This window comes from Saccharopolyspora sp. NPDC002578, assembly GCF_053592695.1.
The window spans coordinates 42,910-67,486 of the sequence record NZ_JBSFWJ010000033.1 but is presented as its reverse complement, the minus strand read 5'-3'; the positions used below and the strand labels follow the sequence as shown (position 1 = coordinate 67,486).

Below are 24,577 nucleotides of genomic sequence, written 5' to 3'. Positions count from 1 at the left end.
TCTTCTCGCGAGGACGGCTTTTTCCCTCGTGGCGGAGCCACTCGGGAAAAAGATCCCGCAGCGAGAAGAACGCTGAGGTTCCGCCACCCGCCCCCTACGCAGGAGGAGACGAGAACAGGCACTCACCGCTTCAGTGATGCGTGTAGTAGTTCCAGAGGGTGGTGGGCTTCGCGGGGCGTGCCGTGGGCGATCTGCTGGCGGCAGGACACCCCGGTGGCCGCGATGATCGTCGTGGCGGGTTCCGCGCGCACCGCCGGGAAGAGCCGGTCCGAGCCGACGGTCATCGACATCTCGTAGTGCTCGGCCTCGAAGCCGAACGACCCGGCCATGCCGCAGCACCCGGCGTCGACCTCCTCCACCGCCGCCTGCGGGATGCGCCGCAGCAGGCCGACCGTCGCGGCCGTGCCCACCTCCGCCTTCTGGTGGCAGTGCCCGTGGAACAGCACGCGCCGCCGCGCCGGCCAGGTGTCCTCGGACAGTTCCAGGTCGCCCGCGTCGATCGCCTCGGACAGCACCTCCTCGATCTGGCGCACCCGGCCCGCGACGTCGCGGGCGGCCGGGTCGTCGGGCAGCAGCGACAAGGTCTCGTCGCGCAAGGTGAGCACGCAGGACGGCTCGCACCCGACGATCGGGGCGTCCGACCCGGCCAGCCGCGACACCAGGTCGCGCGCCTTGGCCTTCGCGTCGTCGACCAGGCCCTTCGACAGGCTGGAACGCCCGCAGCATCCCTCGTCGACGAGCCGCACCTCGTAGCCCGCGCGTTCCAGCAGCTCCACGGCCGCGCGGCCGATCGCCGGTTCGGTGTAGGTGGTGAACGAGTCCGCGAGGAACAGGATCGGCCCGCGCGGCGCCCGCTCGCGAACCCGGCGCCCGCGGAACCACGAACCGAGGTGGCGGCGTTCGAAGCGCGGCAACGGCCGGTGCTCGGTGATGCCCAGCGCTCGCCGCATCAGCTTGCGCAGCACCGGAATCCGCCCCGGCAGGTTCGACAGCGGAGCCGTCGCCGCCCCGAGCCGGTTCAGCGCGCGGATCGATCCGAACACCCGCGAGCGCAGCGGCACCCCGTGCTCGTCGTGGTGGTGCGACAGGGTTTCGCTCTTGAGCTTGGCCATGTCCACGCCCAGCGGGCATTCGCTCTTGCACGCCTTGCACATCAAGCAGAGGTCCAGCACCTCGTGCAGCCGCTCGTCGCCGAGCGCGCGCTTCGGGTCCGGTTCGGACAGCGCCTTCACCAGCGCGTTCGCCCGGCCGCGAGTGGCGTCTTCTTCCTTGGTCGTGGCCATGTACGACGGGCACATCACGCCGCTGGAGCTCTTGCGGCACAACCCGATGTTCATGCACCGGTCGGCCGCGCCGCGCATCCCGCCGACGACGTCGAAGGACAACCGGGTGCGGAACGGTCCCGGCACCGGTTGTTCGGCGTCGCGCAGGTACTCGGTCATCGGCGGGGCTTCGACGATCTTGCCGGGGTTGAGGGTGCCCGCCGGGTCGAACAGCCGCTTCACCCGGCACATCGCGGCGTAGAGCTCCTCGCCGAACAGCTCCCGGTTGAACTCGCTGCGCGCCAGGCCGTCGCCGTGTTCGCTGGAGTTCACCCCGCCGTACTCGGTGACCAGCGACTTCACCTCTTCGGCGACGGCCCGCATCTTCTCCACCTCGCCGGGCCGCGCCAAGTCCACGAACGGCCGGATGTGCAGGCAGCCGACCGAGCAGTGGCCGTAGAAGCCGGCCTTCATGTCGTGGCGGTCGAGGATCTGCGCGAACTTCGCGGTGTACTCCGGGAGGTGCTTCGGGTCGACGGCGGTGTCCTCGACGAACGCCAGCGGACGGCGCGTCCCTTCGCCCGCCGCCATCAGCAGGCCCAGGCTGGACTTGCGGACCTTCAGCAGCGCCGACTGCTGCTGCGGGGTCACGGCCTCCAAGGTGTGGTAGCCGTGCCCGTGCTTGCGCCACCGCGCGGTGAGCCGCCGCAGCCGCCCCACCAGCTCGTCCTCGTCGTCGCCGGTGAAGCTGACGAACAGCAGCGCGTCCGGATCGCCTTCGAGGATGGTGCCGAGCGAGGCGTACTCGATGCGCTGCCGCGACAGGTCCAGGATGGTGCGGTCCATCAGCTCCACACCGGACGGGTCGCAGGACAGCGCGTCGTCGGTGGCGGCGATCGCGGCCTGCGTGGAGGTGAAGTGGCCGACGGCGATCACCGTGGTGCGCGGTTTCGGCACCAGGTTCACCAGCGCGCCGGTGGCCACGACGAGCGTGCCCTCCGAACCCACCACGAACTCGGCGAGGTCGAACGGCGTCGGCTCGGCCAGCCGGTCCAGGCGGTAGCCGCCCGCCCGGCGCCAGAACTCGGGAAAACCGCGGGAGATCGCGTCTGCGTCCTCGGCGACGATCCGCGGCAGTTCCCGGTACAGCCGCGCTTCGAGCGTCGACCCGGCCGCCCGCCGCTGCCGCTGCTCGTCGTCGACGGGTCCGAACCGGGCCGTGGACGCGTCCGAGAGCACCACGTCCAGCTCCCGGACGTGGTCGATCGTCATGCCGTGGCGGACCGAACCGCTGCCCGCCGAGTTGTTGCCGATCATGCCGCCGAGCGTGGCGCGATTGCTCGTGGAGGTGTCCGGGCCGAACATCAGCCCGTGCGGGGCGGCGGCGCGGTTGAGCTGGTCCTGCACCACGCCCGGCTGCACCCGCGCGGTCCGCGCCTCCGGGTCCAGTTCCACGATCCGGTGCAGGTGGCGGGACATGTCGAGCACGATGCCGGGGCCCACGGTCTGGCCCGCGAGGCTGGTCCCCGCGCCGCGCGGCACCACCGGGACGCCGTGCTCGGCCGCCGCCGCGACCGCCGCCGCGACGTCGTCGGCGTCGCGCGGGAACACCACGCCCAGCGGCGTGATCGCGTACATGCTGGCGTCGCGGGAGAACAGGTGCCGGGTGTAGTCGTCGAACTCGACCTCACCGGCCACGTCCGCCTTCAGCCGCCGTTCCAGGTCGCTCATCACGCCTCCTCCAGCACCCGCAGCGCGGCGGTGATGCCGCCCTGGTCGATCGGCACGCCCGCCAGTTCCAAGCCCATCTGCACCCCGGAGAGCGTTCCGGCCAACGACACGTCGTTGAAATCTCCCAGGTGGCCGATGCGGAACACGGTGCCCGCGAGCTTGCCCAGGCCCGCGCCCAGCGACATGTTGAACCGGTTGAGCACCAGCCCCCGGAACGCGTCGGCGTCGTGGCCCTGCGGCAGCAGCACGGCGGTCAGCGCGGGCGAATGCTCCCGCTCGTCCAGGCACAACGTCTCCAGGCCCCAGCCGCGCACGGCCGCGCGGGTCGCGGCGGCGTGGCGGCGGTGGCGGCGGAACACCTCCGGCAGGCCTTCTTCTTCCAGCATGCGCAGAGCTTCGAGCAGGCCGTAGAGCAGGTTCGTCGCCGGGGTGCTGTGGAAGAACCCGCGCTCGTTCGCCGCCAGGATCGGACCCCAGTCCCAGTAGGACCGCGGCAGCGTCGCGGATTCCCGCGCGCGCAACGCCTTCTCGCTGATCGCGTTGAAGCCCAGACCGGGCGGCAGCATCAGGCCCTTCTGCGAGCAGGAGATCGTCACGTCGACGCCCCACTCGTCGTGGCGGAAGTCCACCGAGCCCAGCGACGAGATCGTGTCCACCAGCAGCAGCGCCGGGTGCGCCGCGTCGTCGATCGCCCGCCGCACCTCCTCGATGCGGCTGGTGACCGCCGTCGAGGTCTCGTTGTGCACGGCGCACACGGCCTTGATCTCGTGGTCGGCGTCGTCGGCCAGCCGCTGCCGCACCACCTCCGGGTCGACGCCGCGCCGCCAGTCCCCCGGCACGAAATCGACTCGCAGCCCCAGGTTCTCGGCCATCTCCCGCCACAGGGTCGCGAAGTGGCCGGTCTCGAAGGCGAGCACGCGGTCACCGGGGCTCAGCGTGTTCACCAGCGCGGCCTCCCACGCCCCGGTCCCCGAGGACGGGTAGATCAGCACCGGCCCGCTGGTGCCGAACACCGGCCGCACCGCGGACAGCACTTCGCGGGTGAGCGCCGCGAACTCGGGCCCGCGGTGGTCGATGGTGGGGGCGGACATCGCGCGGAGAACGCGGTCGGGAACGTTCGTGGGGCCGGGAATTTGCAGGAAGTGCCGGCCGATCGGCTGCGCCATCGGAATCTCTCCTGGTCTATTCAGAGCTCTTGACCGTCAATTGTGTCCGGGGTCATACTTCCCCGGCGGCGAGACGTTGATCTCGCATCACGGAATTTGATTCCGCTCCCTCCCCGAGCCGACGACCGCCTCGAATCGAGGAGTCACATGTCCGTACAGATCTGGTCCATCATCGGTCTTGTCCTCATATTTCTCATCGCCACGTTGCGCTCGGTGAACATGGGAGCCGTGGCATTTCTCGGAACATTCCTGGTCGGCACATTCCTGATCCGCGAGAGTGCCGATGATCTGTTCGCGGGCTTTCCCGGCGACCTCTTCGCGGTGCTCGTCGGCGTCACCCTCCTGTTCGCCATCGCCAAGAGCAACGGGACCGTGGACTGGCTCATCCACGCCGGAGTCCGCGCGGTGCGCGGGCGAATCGCCCTCGTACCCTGGGTGATGTTCCTGGTCACAAGCCTGCTGACCATGGTCGGCGCGGTGGTTCCGGGCGCCGTGGCGATCATGGCCCCGATCGGGCTGAGCTTCGCGGCGCGCTACCGGATCAGCCCGATGCTGATGGGCCTGCTCATCATCAACGGCGCCACCGCGGGCGGCTTCTCGCCGATCAGCATTTTCGGCAGCATCACCAACGGCGTCGTCGAACGCAGCGGACTTCCCGGGAACCCGCTGCTGCTCTGGGGCAGCCAATTCGCGTTCAACCTGGCGCTCAGCGTGGTCGTCTTCTTCATCTTCGGCGGCCGAGAACTGCTGCATCGAAAAGTCGAAACCGAATCCGAACCGCCCGTCCGAATCGAGGAAGAACCGTCCGGCGGTGCCGGGACCACTACGATCACCGCTTCCGGAACGGCCACCATCACCGAAGTCACCGCGCTCAACGCGCAGCGGGCGCTGACGCTGACCGGATTGATCGTGCTCGCGATCGGCGCGCTCGCGCTCGAATTCGACGTCGGGCTGCTGTCGCTGAGCATCGCCACCGTGCTGTGCGTGATCTTCCCGCGGACCACCACCGCGTGCGTGGGCCAGGTGGCCTGGCCGACGGTGCTGCTGATCTGCGGGGTGGTGACGTACGTGAGCATGATGGAACGCATCGGCACCATCGAATTCCTCGGCGACGGCGTGGCGGGCATCGGCGTTCCGCTGCTGGCGGCCTTCGTGATCTGCTTGATCGGCGCGGCGGTGTCCGCGTTCGCCTCCACCACCGGCATCCTCGGCGCGCTCATCCCGCTCGCGGTGCCGTTCCTGCTGACCGGTCAGGTCGGCACCATGGGCCTGATCATCGCGCTGACGGTGGCGTCGTCCGTGGTGGACTCCTCGCCGTTCTCCACCAGCGGAGCCCTGGTCGTCGCGAGCTCCCCGCCGGAACTGCGCGACGGCGTGTTCCGGAAGCTGATGGCCTGGGGCATGAGCATGATCGCCGTCGGCCCCGTGGTGGCCTGCGCGCTGTTCGTGCTGCCCGGCTGGCTGTGATCCGGTGGCCCGCCGAGCAGCGGCTCGGCGGGCCGAACCGGATAAACTGCCGGTATGAGCGAAGGAATGCGCACCGTGCTCTCCGCTTTCCGGGTGCTCGAAGAGGTCGCGCACACCCAGCCCGCCGGAGTCGGCGAACTCGCCCGCAGGCTGCGGATGCCGAAGAGCACCGTGCAGCGCGCGCTCCGGACGCTGTGGACCGCGGGCTGGATCTGCCCGGACGGCGCCGACGTGACCCGCTGGGTGCTCACGACCCGCGCGTTCCAAGTGGGCCAGCACGCCGTGTCCGACATCGGCGTGCGGGACGCGGCCACCGCGGTCATGCACGAGCTGCGCCGGGAGACCGGCGAGACCGCGCACCTGATGGTGCGCGAAGGCGATCACGCCGTGCTCATCGAGCGGATCGAGACCGAGCACCCCATCCGGGCCGTGCTGCCGCTGGGCAGCACCGTGCCGTTGCACGGCTCGTCCAACGGCAAGGCGATGCTGGCGGGCATGCCGCGCGAGTCGGCGCGGCGGATCGTCGGCGAGGACCTGGCGCGCTACACCGACAACACCATCGTCGACTGGTCGGAGTTCTCCACCGAGCTCGACCGGGTGGCCGAGCTCGGGTACGCGGCGAACTTCGCCGAGTGGCGCGCGGACATCGCGGCGGTCGCGGCGGCCGTCTTCGACGACACCGGGGAACCGATCGCGGGCCTGTCCATCTCCGCTCCCGCCGACCGGATCACACCGGAACTGCGGGAGCGCTACGGCGCGCTGGTCGTCGAGGCCGCGGCCAGGGTCAGCGCGACACTGGGACACCGACCGGCGGTGGATCCTCGTTGAACCACCCACCGGCCATCACCGGCCACGCCACTGCGGGCGGCGCTTCTCGGTGAACGCGCGCACCCCTTCGCGGAAGTCCTCGCTGCCGTAGCAGGATTCGACGAGGTCGTCGCCGGAGGGCAGCGCGTGCTCCCGCAGCCTGCGGATCGCCTCCTTGCTCGCTCGCATCGTCAGCGGCGCCTGGTCGGCGAGCTGCGCGCACAGCTCCGCGACCCGTCCGTCCAATTCGGACTCCGCCAGCACCTCGGAGGCCAGGCCGGCGCGTTCGGCCTGCTCCGCGCCGATGAACCCGGCCGTGCAGATCAAGTGCATCGCGCGTCCGGCTCCGATCAGGCTCACCAGGCGCGCGTAGTTGCGCATCGACAGGCAGTTGCCGACGGTCCGGGCGATGGGCAGCCCGAACTTCGCGCGCTGCGAGCAGATCCGCAGATCGCACGCCGCGGCGAGGGTGAGCCCGCCGCCGGTCGCGTAGCCGTCGATCACCGCGATCGTCGGCACCGGGATCCGCTCCACCGCGTCCACCACCGCGTCGATGCGGCGCTCGTACTCGTGCCCGTCCGCGCCGGTGCGGAAATCGCGGAACTGGGCGATGTCGGTGCCCGCGACGAAGGCCTTGCCGCCCGCCCCGCGCAGCACCGCGACCCGCACCCGCGGATCGGCGGCGACGCGCTCGCAGAACTCGGCGAGCCCGTCGTACATCTCCCAGGTCATCGCGTTGCGCGCCGCGGGCCGGTCGAAGGTGGCGGTGGCGACGGTCCCGGTGAACTCGGTGCGCAGCTGCCCGGTCATTCCACGGCTCCTTCGGCTCGCAGCGCCCGGATCTCCTCGTCGGAGCGCCCGGTGGCGCGCAGCAGTTCGTCGGTGTGCTCCCCCAGTCCCGGCGCGACCCGGCGCACTCCGGCGGGGGTGCCGCTGAGCTTCACCGGCACGCCCAGCGATCGGACGGTGCCTTCGGTCGGGTGCTCCAGTTCCAGGACCATCTCGCGGGCGAGGGTGTGCGGATCGGCGCAGGACTGCGCGTAGTCGCGGATCGGCCCGACCGGGACGCCCGCTTCCAGCAGCAGCTCCGCCCACTCCTCGGTGTCGCGGGTGCGCAGCGTCCGGGCGAGTTCGCCCGCCAGCTCCACGCGGTGGCGCACCCGATCGGTGTTCGTGGCGAACCGCTCGTCGGCCGGGAGTTCCGGCCGTTCCAGCACCGCGCACAGCCGCTGCCACAGGCGTTCGTTGTTCGCGCCGATCGTGAGGTGGCCGTCGCGGGTGGGCAGCGCCTCGTACGGCGCGTTCACCCGGTGCGCCGAGCCCAGCCTGCCCGGCGCCCGGCCGGTGGCCCACAGCTCGGAGGTCTCCCAGATCGACAACGCCAGCGCGGCGTCGTAGAGCGAGGTGTCCACGGCCTGGCCCCGGCCGGTGGCCGCACGGGACAGGCAGGCGCTGAGGATGCCGACCGCGCAGAACAGCCCGGCGGACAGGTCCGCGACGGGCACCCCGGATTTGGTGGGCGGACCGCCCGCGTCCCCGGTCACGCTCATGATCCCCGACATCGCCTGGGCGATCAGGTCGTAACCGGCGCGCTGCGAATACGGACCCGTCTGGCCGAAACCGGAGATGGACGCGTAGACGATCCGCTCGTTGCGCTCGCGCAGCGTCGGGTAGTCCACGCCGAGCCGGGCCGCCACGCCCGGCCGGAAGCTCTCCACCACGACGTCGGCCTCGTCCACCAGGCGGTAGAAGGTCTCCCGCCCGGCCTCGGACTTGAGGTCCAGCGCGATGCCGCGCTTGTTCCGGTTCACCGCGAGGAAGGCGGCGCTCTCGCCGTGCGGCAGCCGGTGCCCGGTCGCCTGGCGGGTCGCGTCGCCCCGGCCGACCGGCTCCACTTTGATCACGTCGGCGCCGAGGTCGCCGAGCAGTTGGCAGCAGTAGGGCCCGGCCATGACCTGGGTCAGGTCGAGCACGGTCAGGTTCTCCAGCGCGAACGTCATCGTTGCCCGCCGATCCGTGCCGTCATGCGGCACAGCCTGTTTGTGACGGCATAACCGTACGAGCACATCGAAGGCGCGGTCAACCGCCGCGAACCACCGGGAGAAGGCGCCCGCGATCAGGTGACCCGACTCACACATCGACTTCCCGGTCGCTTGAAATACACAGGTCGAGCGCAGCGATGCACCGGGCGGGAGATGGGTCGAGCAGTGGCAACGAGAGGCGGCAGGTCGCCTCGATCAGCCTTCACGACGTTTCCCGGACATGATCACGTCGCGTTGTCACAGGAGTTCCGGATGAACCACATCATCGTCGCGCTGTCGGTCGAAGCGCTCGGACTGTTCTCGATCGCAGGCGCCATCACCGCCTGGACCCGCTCGGTCCTGCGCGCCACCCCCCGCTGAGCCCACTCGCAGTGCGCTACGGCCGAGGGAGTCCTCCCGACCTCCGGGCGACTCCCCCGGTCGTTCGGCGACGTCGTCGACCGTCCGGCGCACCCGCTAGCCGACGCCACCTCGGAACACCGTGGCGCGGTGCCACGAGAAGTAGACCTCGGATCGCTCGTTGTGGGCTGCGCACCGCCTGCCGGACAGGTGGTGCACGAGGTCCCGGAACCGGCCGGCAGGAAGCGATTCCGTCGGAGCCGCCAGAACGCGTCCGCGATCGTCGACCGTGATCCATCCGGTCTCGTAGAGCGCGTCGCACCCGAAGCTGCACGCCAACATCGCCACGTGGAGCAGATCTCTGCGCTCTTCGTCGGTGCACAGCGCGCGTTTCTTCACGTGCGCGGCCACCAGGAACGACAGCGGGTACGCGTGACCGCAGAGCGCGCAGTGCGCTTCGTCCCGATCGCCCACCAGCACCTCGCGGAGCCGTGCTTGCTCCCTCCGCACCTTGACCAGGGACGTGGCATCCACATCGCCGAAGTGCCGGTCCTGCGCCACCTGTGAAGCGCTCCGCCCATCGAGCTCGACCGCAAGGGGATCCCGCGTGAACCGCGCGTCGGGCAACGTCGCCAGCACTGCCCCGATGAACGAGCTGCGGTGCCCGAGCTCATCGACGCGCAGGCGGACCGCGCCCTGCGAGGCGAGCAGGTCGAGCCCCTTCTGCACCTCGCCCACGCCCACCGGGATTTCATGTTCCGAACGCTCCGCCCTGACCAGGGCGGTATCGCCGTGCACGCCGACCACGACGTTCGACTCACCGGTCGCGGTCGAGATCTCCCCGCCGATGAGGGCCAGCAACAACGTGCGCGCATCCGGCAGACCCGGGTGCCAGTCCCGCTCGGCACCAGCCAGTTCGGCTGCGAGGCGGGCGGCGTCGGCCGGACCGTAGCCGGGCACGGTGAGCCGGAGCTGGATCCGCTTACGGTTGTTGCCTTCCTTCGTCGCGCCGGCAGGGAGTCCCACCCGCCCTTGAGCGCTGGTGATGTCCAGTCTCAGCCGCCCGATGTCAGCGATCGTGGCGAGCTCCAACGGCCCCGACACCAGAGTGCGCTCCTGCTCGGGCAGGCCCGATACCCGCGTCGACACGACCAGGGCGGCGAGCAACACGGCCCGGCGCTCCCGCAACCGGCTCAGCAGCAGCGTCAGCGCATCGACGTACTGATCATTGCGCGGGCGACCTTCCTTCGTCCTCCCGCCTGCGCTCTCCAGGATCAAGTTGAGGTGGGCCTCGTCGGCCTCCACTGCGAACTCGGCGTTGAGCTCTGCACCGTCGTCACTTCGCACCCGCACCCGCACAGATTTGCACACACCACCGACGGGCTCGGTCCCGTCGGGATCTCGCAGCGACGAGCCCGCCTTCCGCCGGACTCGACTCCGCACCCGGGCGGAAATCCATCAGGGGCACGCGCACGCAGGAGCCCCGCTGATGAACAGCGGGGCCCCTTCGGTCGTTCCGGTCGGGTTACTTCTGGGCGGCGACCAGTCGCTCGGCCTCCGCGTGGTCCACGGCGGCCGGGGGCGAACCGGGCAGGCGCTTGCCCGCGGTCTCCTTCGCGAAGTACACGGCGACCGCGCCGATCACCCCGGCCCCCATCAGGTAGTAGGCGGGGATGTCGATGTTGCCGGTCAGCGCGATCAAGCTCGCCACCACCGTCGCCGTCGTGCCGCCGAACAGCGACACCGCGATGTTGAACGCGATCGACAGCCCGCCGTAGCGGATGTCGGTCGGGAACAGCGCGGGCAGCACCGACGGACACGTGGAGTTGAAGCACAGCAGCATCAACCCCATCAGCAGCAGGCCGCCGAAGGTCGCCACCGTGCCACCGATCTTCAGCAGCATGATCGCCGGGATGGACAGCACCACCAGCAGCACGCAGCCCGTGTAGAGCACCGGTTTGCGCCCGATCTTGTCGCTGAGCCGCCCCACGAACGTGATCAGCACCATCGACGCCAGCAGCACGAGGATCTGCAGCACCTCGGAGACCACGCTGGGCGTGCCCGCGTGCCCGTGCTGCGGCAGCGTCTGGGTGAGGTAGGTCGGCATGTAGCTGGTCAGCATGTAGTTGGTGACGTTGAAGACCAGCACGATCCCGCCGCACACCAGCATCGCGGGCCAGTGGTTGATGAAGATCTTGCGGAACTCGCTCAGCGTCTGGTTGCCCTCGCGGCCCTCGGACTCCGCGGCGATCTTCGCGAACGCCGGGGTCTCCTCCAGCTTCATCCGCAGGTACAACCCGACGCCGCCGATCGGGCCCGCGATCAGGAACGGGATGCGCCAGCCCCAGCTGAGCAGGGCGTCCTCGGAGAGCGTGGCCTCCAGCACCGTCGCGAACGTGGCGCCGAGCGCGTAGCCGGTCAGCGTGCCGAACTCCAGGAAGCTGCACAGGAATCCGCGCCTGCGGTCCGGCGCGTACTCGGCGATGAACGCCATCGCCCCGCCGTACTCGCCACCGGTGGAGAAGCCTTGCAGCAGCCTGGCCAGCAACAACAGCATCGGTGCCGCGACACCGATGGCGTGGTAGTCGGGCAGGATGCCGATGATGAACGTGCTGATCGCCATCATGATCACGGTCAGCGACAGCACCTTCTGCCTGCCGATCCGGTCACCGAGCGGCCCGAAGAACAGGCCTCCGAACGGGCGCACCAGGAACGCCGCCGCGAAGGTCCCCAGCGTCGCGATCGTGCCCATCGTCGGTGACAGGCCGGTGAAGAACACTCCCTCGATCTTCACCGCCAAGTAGGAGTAGACGCCGAAGTCGAACCACTCCGTGACGTTGCCGATGGCAGCCGCACCGACCGCGCGCCGAATCACGTTCGGTTCGGTGACCGTCACGTCCGATACAGAAAATTCGCCCGAATTCGCGTCGGACGAGCCATCCCCTGACAAGGCGAACACCCCTCTACCTGCTTCTCGCCGCCGGCCCGAGCGATCCCCGAGCCCTCGCGGAGCAACTGATCTCCAGGTCTCGGGGGCCACCCTAGTTCCCCCTTCGAGCGAATCGAGAGCCACCGCGCGAATTCGAGCCGAATCCCCACCCGCGTCGTCCGATTTGTTCTTTTCGCAGTTCAGGCAGCATATCCTGGACATGAGAAACAAGCGCGACAAACCGGACCGCCGGACTCGCCGGGTTGCCGACGATATTCACCCCAACGAAGGAACAAGGCCCCGCCACGCCGAGTGATCACTTCTCATAAACGTGGATAATTTGCCACTTTCACGATCGGCGAAGCATCGCTCGACACCATTGCAAATACGAGCTGCAAAGGAAGCATCGATCCTCGAATCCGCACTTCGCCGAACATCGGACAATTCCATTGCCGCGCCCTGAACAACGGTGCTAGAAAGAGGCGATCCAATTCCGGCCCGGCCCGGCGCATTCCACGGCGACCGCGGCGCGCCGGAACTCACCGCACGGCCGGCGAGCGGCCGCGAGCAGGCGGTCGGTGGACGCCACACTGGGGAGGTTCGAGGTGAACCGGTCGCTGTCGTTCCACGTGCTCGGACCGCTGTCGGTGCAGGTCGGAGGCCGCGGGCTCCCGGTCCCCGGCGGCAGGCAACGCGTGCTGCTCGCGGCCCTGCTCGTCAAGTTCAACCAGGTCGTGTCCGTGGAGGAACTGGTCGACCGGATCTGGGACGCCACCCCGCCGCACCGGCCGCGACGCGCGCTGCACACCTGCCTGACCCGGCTCCGGCACGCGATGAAGGACCCGTTCGGACCGGCGGCCGAACTGATCCGCACCTCGCACGCCGGGTACATGATCGAGCTGCCGCCGGAGAACCTCGACCTCGCCCGGTTCACCGAGCTGCTGGGCTCCGCGCGCGCGGCGGCCCGCTCGGGCGACCCTGCCCGGGAATCCGAGGCGCTGCGCGCGGCGCTGGCCCTGTGGCGCGGCCGGGTGCTGCCGGACGTCGCTTCGGACTCGCTGCACCGCGAGGTCGTCCCCCGGCTCAACGAGCAGTGGATGTGGGCGCTGGAACGCCGCGCGGCGCTGTCCCTCGCCATGGGGCGCCACGACGAACTCGTCGCGGAACTGCGCGCGCTGACCTTCGAGCACCCCTTCCACGAACCGTTCTGGCGGCAGTTCATGCTCGCGCTGTACCGCTGCGGCCGTCGGGTGGAGGCGCTGATGGCCTACGGCGAACTGACGGTGCGGATCCGCGACGAGTTCGGCGTGGACCCGAGCGCGGAAGTGCGCGCGCTGCACCTGGCGATCCTGCGCGACGACGAGCGGGCGCTCACCGAATGCCGAGTGCCCGCACCGTAGTGCTACGACACCGGCTCGGCTTCCGCCCGCGGGTCCTCGTGCCGCTCGCGGCGACGGCGACGCCGCCAGAGCACGATGCCCAGCGCCACGACCACGGCCGCGACCACCGGCACCACGCCGAACACCCCGGACAGGCCGGTGTAGGAGGCGCCGACGAGGTAGCCGACACCGCCTTCGCCGCACGTCCACAGCACCGCGGCAAGCGCGCTGTAGGGCGCCATCCGCCGGTACGGCATGCCGGAGGCGCCCACCAGGTGCGGTGCCGCGGACCGGACCAGCGGGACGAAGCGGCACGGGATGAGCGCGGGGCCGCCGTGGCGGCGGAACAGGTCGCTCGCCCGGTCCCACGCCCGGTGCGCGCGGCGGGCGACGCGGGTGGAACGCAGCCGTGGCCCGAGCCGCAGCCCGGTGTAGAAGCCCAGGGCGTCGCCGCAGACCGCGCCGAGGGCGGCGAACAGCACCACCAGCCACAGGTCGAGCGCGCCGGAGTACGCGAGCGCTCCCGCGACCAGCAACGGCCCCAAGGTCGGCACGAACGGGCTGACCACGAGGACGCCCTCGACGAACACCAGGCCCGCGAGCAGCCCGTACGCGGTCAGCGGCGGCAGCTGCGCGAGCCACTCGGCCGGGGCGGGCATCAGGTCTGCTCCGGGCTCGGCGCGCGCAGGTGCCAGACGTGCGCGGGCGGCAGGTTGCGCCAGACCGTCGCCCGGCCGAGGCCGTAGCGGTCGATGAACTCGCGTTCGACCGCCACCGCCCCGCGGTGCCGCCGCGCTTCGGCGCGACCGGCGAACGCGGTCCGCGCCCGCTGGGTGCCGAGGTAGCCGAAGAACGTCAGGTCCCCACCCGGCACCAGGAGGTCGACGTGGCGTTGCAGCATCGACCGCACCACGGCCGGGTCGAAGTTCGTGAACGGCAAACCGGAGACGACGACGTCGTAGCGGGGTTCCAGCTCCGCGTCGAGGATCGACCGCTCGTGCAGCCGGATGCGGTCCGACGCCGCCGAGAGCGCGAAGTCGGTGCGCAGCGACTCGGCGAGCATCCGCACGAAGCGGGGGTTGACCTCGACCACGTCGAGCCGGTCGGCGGGGCCGAGCCGTCGGGCAAGCGCTCGGGTCACGACACCGCTGCCCGCGCCGACTTCCAGCACGCGCGCCGGGTTCCGCTGCTGCGGCGGCGCGAGCGGTGCGGCGAGCCGGGCGGCCAGGCGGGCGCTGCTCGGCGCGAACGCGCCGGTCGTGTGGAAGCTGCGGACGGCCTCGCGGGAGAAGTTCAGCCATCCGGCTCTGGTGTTCGGTGTCTGGATCTGGGCCACGTTCGCCCACGGTAGGGCGCGGTGGCCGAATCGGCATCGGTCGCTCGGACACGGCGACCGGTACGAAAGTAGGGGGTCGGCTGATTTCTATGCTCGACCGTCATGACCGCGGACGCGGCGGGAGGTGCGCGGTGGACGGGACCGAACGTCCGCTCCGGCCGTGGGCCGAGGCGGCGCTGCTGCTGGCGGTAGGCCTGCTGTCCGCGCAGGAGGGGTACGTGGTCGCGGGAGGCACCGTGCTCAGCCCGCAGGTCGGTGCGGCGGTGCTGACCACGGCCGCGCTCGCGTGGCGCACGAGGTACCCGGCCGTGCCCGCCGTGCTGGCGACGGCGCTCGCGGCGGCGCTGGGCGCGGTGCTGCCGCTGGTGGTGGTGCTGTTCTCGTTCGCCTCCCGCGGCAGGCTGGTGGCGGCGGCGGTGTGCGCGGCGGCGGCCATGGCGGGGAACTTCCTGGGGCAGCCGCAGCAATCGCTGTGGAGCACCCGTTCGTACGGGCCGGTGCTGCTGCTGGTCGCGGTGGTGGCGCTGGGGATGTGGGCGGGCAGCCGCAGGCGGCTGCTGACGAGCATGACCGCGCAGGTCGAACAGCTGCGGGTGGAGCGGGAGCTGCGGGCCGAGCACGCCCGGATGGCCGAGCGGATCCGCGTCGCCTCCGAACTGCACGACGCCCTGGCGCACTCGCTGAGCGTGCTGGCGTTGCACACCGGCGCATTGCAACGGCATTCGGCGGACCTGCCCCCGCAGGTCGCCGATCGCATCGATCTGCTGCGGGCCACCTCCACGGACGCGTTGCGGGACCTGCGCGACGTGCTCGGCGGGCTGCGCGCCCCGGAGACCGAGGGCGCTCCGGGACCGCGGCAGCTGCGGGAGCTGCCGGTGCTGCTGGACGAGGCGCGCGCGGCGGGCCAGCAGGTGGAGGCGGAGATCCGGGGCGCCGCGACCGCGCTGCCGTTCAGCCACCGGCTCGCGATCTACCGCGTGGTGCAGGAGGCGTTGACCAACGCGCGCAAGCACGCTCCGGGATCGAGCGTGCGGGTGCGGGTGGAGCACGGCCCGCCGGAGTCCACAGTGGACGTGGAGAACACGGCGGGCGATCCCGGCTCGCGCCGGGAACCGGGCGGGCACGGCCTGCTCGGCTTGGCGGAGCGCGTGGACGCGCTGCACGGAACGCTGGAGCACGGGCCGTCCGGCGCGGGCGGCTGGCGGCTGAGCGCGCGCATCCCGGCCGGCGACCACTCCCCGGAGGGGACATGATCCGCACGTTGATCGTCGACGACGACACGCTGGTGCGCCTCGCGCTCGCCGACATCCTCGACGACGCCCCCGACATCGACGTCGTCGCCCAGGCCGGCGACGGGCTCGAAGCGGTCGAGCAGGCTACCGCCCACCGGGTCGACGTCGTGCTGATGGACGTGCGGATGCCGCGCATGGACGGCATCCAGGCCACCGGGAAGCTGCGCGCGCTGCCCGATCCGCCGCAGGTCGTCACGTTGACGACGTTCGACCTCGACGAGTACGTCCACGGCGCGCTCGCCGCGGGCGCGGCCGGATTCCTGCTCAAGGACAGCGAACCCGCCGAGATCGTGCGCGCCGTGCGGGTCGTCGCGCACGGGCAGGCGATGCTGCACCCGGCGGCGGCGCGCAGGCTCGTCGACCACTACCACCGCGACACCGGCGCGGAAGCCGCCGCGGCGCGCGCGAAGATCGACCGGCTCACCCCGCGGGAACGCGAAGTGCTGGCCGAGCTGGCTGCGGGCGGCGGCAACGCCGAGATCGCGACCGCCCTCGGGATGCGGGAGAGCACCGTGAAGGCGCACGTGAGCCGCATCCTCGCCGCGCTCGAAGTGGGCAACCGCGTCCAAGCAGCCCTCTGCGCCTGGCTGGCCGAGAACTGAGCCCGCCTGCTGTCGGTCTCGGCTTGAGCAGGGGTTCGGGTGGCGGAACCTCAGGTGCTTCCTCGCTGCGGGATCTTTTTCCCGAGTGGCTCCGCCACGAGGGAAAAAGCCGTCCTCGCGAGGAAGCACCTGAGAACCCGCGGGTCGTCGGCCTGCTTTGGTGGTCACTGCTCAGCGGCTTCGCCGCTGACAGGACAACGACCGCCGGCGCCGTGCGTTCGGGAAGCCGAGGTCGATGGTGCGCACCCGACGGTGCTGCGGTCTCCCCCTTCGAGAACCATGCCGGACCTGGTTCGTTCCGGCGGGATTTCGGGAGAGGTCGAACTGCCGACTTGAGCAGTTGCCTCGCCGAGTTCGCGGGTGGGTTTCGAGTCTGGTCGGGGCTGAGCAATTTCCGCGGAATTGTGGAAGTTGTCCGTGGATGGGCGGTTCGTGCATCGGGTGGGGTGGCGGGTTCGGGCGTTCGTCGTATTGTTCGTCCGTCTTATTGGCCCTTGTAGGTGATCTCTGGATACGTATGGTCACCTGATCATGAGTTCGGCTGCGGGTGGCGCAGGGAATGCGCACGGGTGCTCACTTCGGATGTCGCCGGGGCGGTTGGCGGGTGAACTCCCGGTCGTCGTGGTGGTGGCCGTCGGCGTGAGTCTCGCGGTGCAGTTCCCCATCGCCCGGCTCGGGCTCAGCGTCCCCACCGAGCTCCCCGCGATCGCCGCCACCGCCTGCGCCGCGCTGCTGCTGGCGCTGCTGCTCGGCGGCGCCCGCTGGGCGGACCGGGTCCCCGCGGCGCTGCGGCTGCCCGCGGTGTGGGTGGCGCTGCCCGCGCTGGCGACCACCGTGCTGGCGTGGCCGCTGGAGCCGACGCGGCTGTACTACGGCGGCGTCTCGGTCGACCAGATGTTCCGGATGCAGTACCTGACGCGGTTCGCCGATTCGCCCGCGCTCGCCGACATGAACTACCCCGGCCTGGCGCCGTACTACCCGGCGGGCTGGTTCTGGCTCGGAGGACGTTTCGCGGAGCTGACCGGGATGCCGGGGTGGGCCGCGTTCAAACCGTTCGCGCTGCTGACGATCGCGGTGACCGCGGGAGTCGCGTTCACGTTGTGGAGCGCCGTGGTCCGCAGGCGGATCGCCGTGCTGTGCGCGGTCGCCACCACGCTCAGCGGGTTCCTGCACGGCTTCGACGAGCCGTACGCGTGGATGTCGGTGGCGTGGCTGGTGCCGGTCGCGGTCGCGGCCTGGCACGTGCTGCGCTGCCGCGAACATCCGCACCGGGCCGCGACGGTGGGCATCGGGCTGTACCTGGGCTTCGCGGCGATCACCTACGCGCTGTACCTGGCGTTCGCGGCGATGGTGCTGGTGGTGATGGCGGCCGTGGTCGCCGCGCGGCGGCTGCGGGCGGGTGGCGCGTGGCGCCGCGTGGTCGGCGGACCGGTGCTGCGGCTCGCGGTGATCGGCGCGGTCGCGGCGGCGGTGGCGCTGCTGGTGTGGGCGCCGTTCGTGCTGGCGAAGCTGGGCGGTGCCGCATCGGCCGGCGCTGCGAACCGGTACCTGCCCGCGGAGTCGGTGCCGCCGTTCCCGTTCCTCGAACCGACCTTGTTCGGCGCGTTGTGCCTGGCCGGTTTCTGCTGGCTGGTGCTGGCGTTCCGGCGCAGCGAGGCCGCGGCGGCGCTGCTGGTGCTGACGGCCTCGGTGTACGCGTGGTTCGGCTTGTCGACGCTGGCGGTGGCGGCGCAGACGACGTTGCTGGCGTTCCGGACCACGGCCGCGCTGGAGGTGCTGCTGGCGGTGGCCGGAGTGCTGGGGCTGCTCGACCTGTGGGGCTGGGCCAGCACCCGGCTGGACGCCCGGTTCCGGCGGCAGGTCGCGGCGCTCGGTCTCCTGCTGCCGCTGGCGGGTGCGGTGAGCACCGTCGAAACCGCGCTCGCGTCCACTGTGGACGAATCGGCGGCTCCGGCTTACCAGGACTACTACCCGACGGGGGCCAACGCGCAGCGTCGAACCGACCCGGCGCTGCCCGGCTCCTGGAACGACGAGCTCACGGCCGCGCTCGGCGAGCTCACCGGCCGCACACCTGCGGAAATCACGGTGCTCACGACCTACCACCCGATCATGTCGTTCGCCCCGTACTGGGGTTTCCAGCAGGAGACGCCGCACTACGCGAACCCGCTGTCGGCCTACGAGGACCGCGCCGCCGTGATCCGCGAGTGGGCGGCGGCGCGCGGTCCCGGCGAGCTGTCCGCGCTGCTGCGGCGCAGTCCGTTCCCCGCTCCGGACGCGTTCCTGCTGCGCCGCGAGAGCGACGGGCTGCACCTGACGCTGTCGCACGACGCGTTCCCGCACCAGCCCAACGTCCAGGTCTACGACGTGCGGTTCGACCCGGCGCTGTTCGACTCGCCCGCCTTCGTCCGGCGTGACGCGGGCCCGTTCGCGGTGATCGCTACGCGCTGATCGTTTCGGGCGGTCCTGCCCGGGTGAGGTGAAGCGGACCCCATCATCAGGTTAGCCTTGCCTCAGAGAACCAGTCGCGATGAGGAGAGCTGATGGCTCAAGCGGGCAAGTCCAGGCCGGTCAAGCGGCTGCGAGTGCTGCGCAAGGAACAACTCACCCCGCACATGATCCGCATCGTCGCGGGCGGGGACGGGCTGCGCGCCTTCCAGGCCAACGAGTTCACCGACGCGTACGTGAAAGTGGTCTTCCCCGTCGACGGCGTGGCCTACCCGGAGCCGTTCGACCTGGGCGTGATCAACGCCGAACTGCCCCGCGAGCAGTGGCCCAGCACCCGCACCTACACGGTGCGCCACTACGACCGGCAGGCCGGCGAGCTCACCTTGGACTTCGTCCACCACGGAGACACCGGGCTCGCCGGGCCGTGGGCGGCGAACGCCGCGCCCGGCGACGAACTGCTGCTGGCCGGACCCGGCGGGGCGTACGCGCCGGACGCCGCCGCGGACTGGCACCTGCTGGTCGGGGACGAGAGCGCGCTGCCCGCGATCGCCGCGTCCCTGGAAGCGATGCCCGCCGGAGCCCAGGTCCGGGCGTTCGTCCTGATCGACGGCGCCGAGGAGCAGCAGTCGCTGTCCACCAAGGCCGACGCGGAGATCCGCTGGCTGCACCGCTCGTCGGGCGACGACATCGTCGGCGCCGTGCGGGACGCGGAGTTCCCGGCCGGTGACGTGCACGCCTTCGTGCACGGCGAGGCCGGATTCGTGCGGGAGCTGCGCCGTTACCTGCTCAACGAGTGCGGAGTGGCCAAGGATCGCCTGTCGATCTCCGGCTACTGGCGCGAAGGCAAGAACGACGAGCAGTGGCGCAAGGAAAAAGCAGCCGAACGAGCAGCGGAAGAGGCCCGTCCGGCTTGAGCAGGGACTGGCCCTGGGCTCGTTTTGCTCGGGTGGTCGGGTGGCGGAACCTCAGGTGTCTTCTCGCTGCGGGATCTTTTTCCCGAGTGGCTCCGCCACGAGGGAGAAAGCCGTCCTCGCGAGAAGAACGCTGAGAACCCGCTGCGGTGCCGGTTGCTCTGGTGGTCGCTGCTCAGCGGCTTCGCCGCTGACAGGAAAACGACCGAAGGCGTCGCTCACCGGGCGACAAGATCAAGGCGCCTGGTTCCTGGTGTCACATGCGGTCGGTCGGGGTTTGGCCGGGGATGACCCGGACGACCTCGCGGAGTGCGATGACGAGGGCTTCGACGGCGGGTGACGGTGGGCCGCCGCGGATCGCGACGGCGATGGTGCGGGTGACGGCGGGGCTGACGGGGATCAGCCGGACGCCGGGGAAGCCTTCGACGGCGGCGCGCGGTGCCAGTGACACCGCCAGGCCGCCCGCGACGATCGTCATCTGGGTGGGGAAGTCGTCGGCGACGAACCGGACGTCCACTTCGACGTCGTGGCGGCGCATGATCTGCAGCTGCGCCTCGTGGTGGTCCGTTCCGGGCGGGCACGCGGCCCAGGCCTGGTCGCGCACGTCGGCCAGGTCGATGTGCTCGCGGGAGGCGAGCGGGTGCTCGGAACCGACGGCGAGCACCACGTCGTGGTCGACGAGCGGGTGCAGCTGGACCCGCGGCGGCACCCGCATCGGCAGCGGCGACCAGTTCTCGATGATCACCGCGTCGAGGTCGTGGCTGAGCAGCAGCGGGATCATGTCGATCGCCCCGCCGCCGCTGCGCGCGCTGGGCACGATGTCGGGATGGCGCTGCGCGAGCGCGTGCAGGGCGGGCGCCAGCAGCAGCCGGAAGCTGCTGTGCAGGGCGCCGATGCGCAGCGGTCCGACGGCGCGGCCGTCGAGCTCGGTCAGCGCGTGCTCGGCCGCGGCGATCTTGCCGCCCGCCGCGCCTGCGGCCTCCGCGACGATCCAGCCGGCCGTGGTCAGGCGCATCCCGCGCCCCTCCGGCTCGACCAGCGCGGTACCGGCCTCGCGTTCCAGCTTGCGGATCTGCTGCGTGATGGCGGGCCCGGTGACGTGCAGCGCGGCGGCCGCCGCTCCGACCGAGCCGTGCTCGGCGACCGCGGCCAGCACGCGGAGGCGCTCCCAGTTCAACACCTTAGCGATCCTAATCTGATCATCGGAGAAATAGTAACTAGTGCTGAGCAGTCTGCGGCGGCAGAGTGAAAGCCGTGAATGCTGATGGGGGGAAGTCCGCCGCGACGGGGTCGACGGCGCCCGTGGTGTGGGTCGTGCTGGGGGCGTTGTCGCTGTCGATGTCGGCGACGCTGATCGCGCTGGCCGGTACGTCCTCGGTGACCACGGCGTTCTACCGGTGCTCGCTGGCGCTGCTCATGCTGCTGCCGCTGCTGATCCGCGAGGTGCGCAGGCACGGCCTGCCGGACCGGCGCTTCGTCGTGATGGCGCTGCTCGGCGGCGCGTTCCTCGGCGCGGATTACCTGCTGTGGAACGTGAGCATCGGCGACGTCGGCCCGGGGATCGCGACCGTCCTGGTGAACATGCAGATCGTGCTGTTCCCCGTCGTGGTGCGGGTGATCACCGGAACGCCGCTCGCCCGCCGGTTCGTCGTCGCGATCCCGGTGCTGCTGGTGGCGGTGACGTTGGCGGGCGGAGTCGTCGGCCCCGCCCCGGAGGGAGGCGCGCCGTTGCGGGGCACGCTGCTCGCCCTGGCCGCGGCGCTCGGCTACTCCGGGTACCTCTACTTCACCAGGGATTGCGGTGTGCGGTCGCCGGAGTACCTGGTCGCCCCGGTGTTCCTGGCGACGTTCGCCGCCGCCGCGATGGCCGCGATCACCGGCTTGTTCACGTCCGGCATCGAGGTCGACCTCGCGCCGCGGACGTGGGTCTGCCTGGTGCTGGTCGCGCTGTTCGGGCAGGCGGTCGGCTGGCTCCTGGTGGGCGCGGCGCTGCCCAGGTTGGCTCCGGCGCTGTCGTCGACGTTGCTGCTGCTGCAGCCGATCGGCGCGGTGCTGATCGGGATCATCTGGCTCGGCGACGTTCCGACGCCGCTGCAATCCGCGGGCTGCGCGATCGTGCTGGCCACCGTCTGGGTGCTGACCGCGGGGAGGGCGCGCTCGAAACGACCCGCACGGCGTTCCGAAGGCGACCTCGCGCTGGAGGCGGAACGCGAGGTCGAAGGGGCGAAGTCCTGACGCGGCCCGCGCACCGCCGCCGACCGGCCGGGCCGCCCTCAGGGCAGCGGCCCGGCCGGGTGTCCCGGAAGCCGTCTTCGATCTCGGCCTGCGCAGCGGGTCGCTCGCCCGGCGCGACGAGATCAAGGACGGGCGGTCAGCAGTCGGATTCCGGTGCTTCGCCGTCGAAGCGGTCGGCGAGGTAGTCGATCGCGGAGCCCGCGCCGGTGAGCAGCGTGCTCACGTGCTCACCGGGGAAGGTGCGCCAGGTGACCTCGGAGCCCGCCGCGCAGTACTGGTCGCGGAGTTCTTCGGCCTGGTCGCGCGGGAGGATCTCGTCGTGCGTGCCGTGGAACAGGTAGATCGGCGCCTGCTGCGGGCGCGACCCGAGCGAGTTCTCCGCCAGCCGCGCCTGCCAGCGCGGATCCTCCAGCGGGCTGTGCGTCGTGTAGTCCTCCAAGCGCTCGAAGGCGTGCCCGAACACCGCGTCCACGCAGGCGTCCTGCTCCTTCTCGAAGGTCTCCTTCCCCTTGTCGTTGAGGAACGACATCAGGTCCAGCTCCGAGTACGCCGCGTCGAAACCGGCGGCGGTGAGCATCGCGAAACCGAACCCGACGCCGCCGTCCAAGAAGGTCGACACCGCCGCCAGATCGGCCGGGTTCCCGCCCGCGGCCACGCCCACGACATCCATGTTCGGCGCGTACTCCGGCGCCAGCTCACCGGCCCAGGCCGCGGCGCCGCCGCCCTGCGAGTACCCGGAGAACGCGACCGGACCGTCCGGGCTCAACCCGGCGGCGGGCAGCCTGGTGGCGGCGCGCGCCGCGTCGATCACGCTGCGGCCTTCGGATCGTCCGACCACGTAAGGATGCGTCCCCGGAGTGCCGAGCCCTTCGTAGTCGGTGATCGCCACCGCCCAGCCCCGCTGGAGCATCGGCTCCACCAGCGGACGTTCGTAGTCCGGTTGGAACTTCGACGGCGCGCAATCGTCCCCGATCCCGCGCGTTCCGCTCCCGATCGACACGACCGGCCGCTCGCCCTCGCCGCTCCACTCGGCGGTCGGGACGAGGACGCGGCCGGTGACGGCGATGGGCTGCCCGGTCGCGGATTCGGAGCGGTAGAGCACCAGGTACACCTTGGTGCCCAGCTGCTGCGGCAGTTCCCGCCACCAGATCACGTCGCCGTTCACGCCGTCGGGCAGGGGAGCGGGCGGTTGGTAGAACTCGTCGCCGGGTGGGCCCTGCGGCGGTTCGGCGGTGGCCGCGGCGGCTCCGGAGGGAGCGGCCAGCGCCAGCGCCGCGGCGACCGCGAGCGTGCGCCAGCCGAACGCGCGGACCGGAGTGCGGGGAGAGGGGATCGGTGGCACGGGGACTCCTCGTTGAGCGCGCACGCCGTCGTGCGCCTTCCTGACCGATGTAAACGGTCGCGAATCCCGGTGGGTGCGGGGTTCGGGATCGTCGGTGCGAGCCGGGCCGTCTCCGGCGTGGGAGGCAACGGGCGGTGGGTCGGAACAGGTGCCGTGTCGGCGAGATCGTCGCTGATCACAGCCGTGCGAGGACGGAAGTGTAGATCGCCGAAACGGGACGTGGAACTCCTCGACGATCTCATTACGCACGAGTAACCTGTTCGGTCTGCGCGATGGCGAGACCGAGCGATTTCCGCTGCGCAGCGGGGTTTTCGCGCGCTCGGCCCACCACCGGGGCCGTCAGGTCAGCGGGCCAGGACGTCCCGGATCGCGCGCACGACCGCGTCCGGCAGGCTCCAGGTGAGGTTCGAATGCCCGGCGTCGTCCAGCCGCCGGATCTCGGCTCGGGGGCGTGCCGCGGCCAGGTCCGAGTAGAGCCGGTGCTTGGCCCGGCCGGATTCGGCGGCGTCCCGCGATCCGGGCGGTGCGAGCTCGTCGGCGATCGGATCGGGTCCCATGGCGGACAGGACCATCAGCGGCACGTCGGGCTCGGGACCGGCCGCGCGGACTTCGTCGAAGAGCAGCGGCAGGTTCCTCGGTTCCCGCAGCGATCGCCGGTAGCCCTCGTCGCCGAATCCCCGGTCCAGCAGCGGTTCCCGGATCGCGGCGGGCCAATCGGCGAGCGCGCGCTCGAACGCCGCCCGGTACGCGGAGCGCATCGCGGACACCTGCTCGGCGGGCGGATCCGGGACGTCCGGATTCCGGTTCCGCAGCCGCCGGGCCTGCTGCTCCGGCAGGTAGTCGGCGATGTCCTCGTGCGTGGGGTCCAGCAGGACCAGCCCGGCGATCTCAGCGGGGAAGCGCTTCGCGTAGAGCCGCGCGTGCAGACCGCCGAGCGAGTGCCCGACCAGCACGTACGGGCCGGGCACGTTCGCCGCGCGCAGCAGTTCGCGCAGGTCGTCGGTCACCTGGGCGCCGGTGCGCGGGAGCTCGACCGCGTCGCTCCAACCCAGGCCGAGCCGGTCGTGGAGCACGCTGGTGGTGAACTCCGCGACGAGGTCGTGCACGTTCCAGTAGTACAGCCCGGACATCCCGCCACCGGCGAGGAACACCACGGGCGGGCCGCCGGTGCCGGACCGGTGCAGCAGCATCGCGCCGCCCGGGACGACGAAGCGCTCTCCCCGGGGAGCCGTGCTCGCGGTGTCGTCCACGGGACTCCTCGGCCGGAGGGCTCGTCGGTGCTTTCGCTTCGC

At 71.1% G+C, this 24,577-nt stretch carries 19 protein-coding genes; 8 read left to right on the top strand and 11 right to left on the bottom strand.

Annotated elements, in window-relative coordinates; all coding sequences use genetic code 11:
• Positions 1-122: 122 nt before the first annotated feature.
• Both ACWD38_RS17340 and ACWD38_RS17335 read right to left on the bottom strand, forming a co-directional pair.
• The gene (locus ACWD38_RS17340) at positions 123-2,993 is read right to left on the bottom strand and encodes an FAD-binding and (Fe-S)-binding domain-containing protein (protein WP_450124432.1); all 2,871 of its coding nucleotides are present in this window, start codon (positions 2,991-2,993) and stop codon (positions 123-125) included.
• Positions 2,993-4,159 (bottom strand): pyridoxal-phosphate-dependent aminotransferase family protein, encoded by a 1,167-nt coding sequence (locus ACWD38_RS17335; protein ID WP_450124431.1) that lies wholly within the window; start codon positions 4,157-4,159, stop codon positions 2,993-2,995. Before ACWD38_RS17335 ends, ACWD38_RS17340 begins: the two co-directional genes overlap by 1 nt.
• Positions 4,160-4,306: 147 nt before the next feature.
• On the opposite strand from ACWD38_RS17335, the gene ACWD38_RS17330 reads away from it, so the two are divergent.
• Together ACWD38_RS17330 and ACWD38_RS17325 are read left to right on the top strand one after the other, a co-directional pair.
• Entirely contained in the window at positions 4,307-5,626 is a 1,320-nt protein-coding gene (locus ACWD38_RS17330; protein WP_184478439.1) for an SLC13 family permease, read from the top strand.
• Positions 5,627-5,680: 54 nt separating this feature from the next.
• Positions 5,681-6,454, top strand: a complete 774-nt coding sequence (locus ACWD38_RS17325) for an IclR family transcriptional regulator (protein WP_221315757.1) — start codon at positions 5,681-5,683, stop codon at positions 6,452-6,454.
• A gap of 15 nt (positions 6,455-6,469) precedes the next feature.
• On the opposite strand, the gene ACWD38_RS17320 is transcribed toward ACWD38_RS17325, so the two are convergent.
• The 4 genes from ACWD38_RS17320 to ACWD38_RS17305 all read right to left on the bottom strand — a co-directional run bounded on the left by ACWD38_RS17320 (position 6,470) and on the right by ACWD38_RS17305 (position 11,710).
• Positions 6,470-7,243 (bottom strand): enoyl-CoA hydratase/isomerase family protein, encoded by a 774-nt coding sequence (locus ACWD38_RS17320; RefSeq protein ID WP_450124430.1) that lies wholly within the window; start codon positions 7,241-7,243, stop codon positions 6,470-6,472.
• Complete coding sequence (locus ACWD38_RS17315; protein WP_184478435.1) at positions 7,240-8,433, bottom strand: CaiB/BaiF CoA transferase family protein; 1,194 nt, start codon at positions 8,431-8,433, stop codon at positions 7,240-7,242. The genes ACWD38_RS17320 and ACWD38_RS17315 overlap by 4 nt, the downstream gene beginning before the upstream one ends.
• 498 nt (positions 8,434-8,931) lie before the next feature.
• Complete coding sequence (locus ACWD38_RS17310) at positions 8,932-9,984, bottom strand: hypothetical protein (protein WP_450124429.1); 1,053 nt, start codon at positions 9,982-9,984, stop codon at positions 8,932-8,934.
• 355 nt (positions 9,985-10,339) lie between these two features.
• Positions 10,340-11,710 (bottom strand): MFS transporter, encoded by a 1,371-nt coding sequence (locus tag ACWD38_RS17305; protein WP_343071309.1) that lies wholly within the window; start codon positions 11,708-11,710, stop codon positions 10,340-10,342.
• Positions 11,711-12,321: 611 nt separating this feature from the next.
• On the opposite strand from ACWD38_RS17305, the gene ACWD38_RS17300 reads away from it, so the two are divergent.
• Positions 12,322-13,143, top strand: coding sequence for a BTAD domain-containing putative transcriptional regulator (locus tag ACWD38_RS17300; protein WP_184478430.1), 822 nt, complete (start codon positions 12,322-12,324; stop codon positions 13,141-13,143).
• A gap of 2 nt (positions 13,144-13,145) precedes the next feature.
• On the opposite strand, the gene ACWD38_RS17295 is transcribed toward ACWD38_RS17300, so the two are convergent.
• Positions 13,146-13,781, bottom strand: coding sequence for a DedA family protein (locus ACWD38_RS17295; protein WP_184478428.1), 636 nt, complete (start codon positions 13,779-13,781; stop codon positions 13,146-13,148).
• Positions 13,781-14,458: a methyltransferase domain-containing protein gene (locus ACWD38_RS17290; RefSeq protein ID WP_184478426.1), complete on the bottom strand. Its 678-nt coding sequence runs from the start codon at positions 14,456-14,458 to the stop codon at positions 13,781-13,783. Before ACWD38_RS17290 ends, ACWD38_RS17295 begins: the two co-directional genes overlap by 1 nt.
• 131 nt (positions 14,459-14,589) lie before the next feature.
• Here ACWD38_RS17290 and ACWD38_RS17285 point away from each other — a divergent pair, with 131 nt between their 5' ends.
• The 4 genes from ACWD38_RS17285 (at position 14,590) to ACWD38_RS17270 (ending at position 19,711) form a co-directional block, all read left to right on the top strand.
• Entirely contained in the window at positions 14,590-15,711 is a 1,122-nt protein-coding gene (locus tag ACWD38_RS17285) for a sensor histidine kinase (RefSeq protein ID WP_343071308.1), read from the top strand.
• On the top strand, positions 15,708-16,352 hold the full coding sequence (locus ACWD38_RS17280; RefSeq protein ID WP_450124428.1) for a response regulator transcription factor: 645 nt from the start codon (positions 15,708-15,710) through the stop codon (positions 16,350-16,352). Before ACWD38_RS17285 ends, ACWD38_RS17280 begins: the two co-directional genes overlap by 4 nt.
• 582 nt (positions 16,353-16,934) lie before the next feature.
• Entirely contained in the window at positions 16,935-18,800 is a 1,866-nt protein-coding gene (locus ACWD38_RS17275; RefSeq protein WP_450124427.1) for an arabinofuranosyltransferase, read from the top strand.
• A gap of 92 nt (positions 18,801-18,892) precedes the next feature.
• The gene (locus ACWD38_RS17270) at positions 18,893-19,711 is read left to right on the top strand and encodes a siderophore-interacting protein (RefSeq protein ID WP_450124426.1); all 819 of its coding nucleotides are present in this window, start codon (positions 18,893-18,895) and stop codon (positions 19,709-19,711) included.
• Between the two features lie 253 nt (positions 19,712-19,964).
• Here ACWD38_RS17270 and ACWD38_RS17265 read toward each other — a convergent pair whose 3' ends face one another.
• Positions 19,965-20,888, bottom strand: a complete 924-nt coding sequence (locus tag ACWD38_RS17265; protein WP_450124425.1) for a LysR family transcriptional regulator — start codon at positions 20,886-20,888, stop codon at positions 19,965-19,967.
• A 74-nt stretch (positions 20,889-20,962) separates the two neighbouring features.
• Between ACWD38_RS17265 and ACWD38_RS17260 the strand changes: the two genes are divergently transcribed.
• On the top strand, positions 20,963-21,943 hold the full coding sequence (locus ACWD38_RS17260; protein WP_450124424.1) for a DMT family transporter: 981 nt from the start codon (positions 20,963-20,965) through the stop codon (positions 21,941-21,943).
• A 136-nt stretch (positions 21,944-22,079) separates the two neighbouring features.
• Here the strand turns inward: ACWD38_RS17260 and ACWD38_RS17255 are convergent, their stop codons facing one another.
• Both ACWD38_RS17255 and ACWD38_RS17250 read right to left on the bottom strand, forming a co-directional pair.
• Positions 22,080-23,285 (bottom strand): lipase family protein, encoded by a 1,206-nt coding sequence (locus ACWD38_RS17255; protein ID WP_450124423.1) that lies wholly within the window; start codon positions 23,283-23,285, stop codon positions 22,080-22,082.
• A 344-nt stretch (positions 23,286-23,629) separates the two neighbouring features.
• Positions 23,630-24,535: an alpha/beta fold hydrolase gene (locus tag ACWD38_RS17250; RefSeq protein ID WP_450124422.1), complete on the bottom strand. Its 906-nt coding sequence runs from the start codon at positions 24,533-24,535 to the stop codon at positions 23,630-23,632.
• Positions 24,536-24,577: the final 42 nt, after the last annotated feature.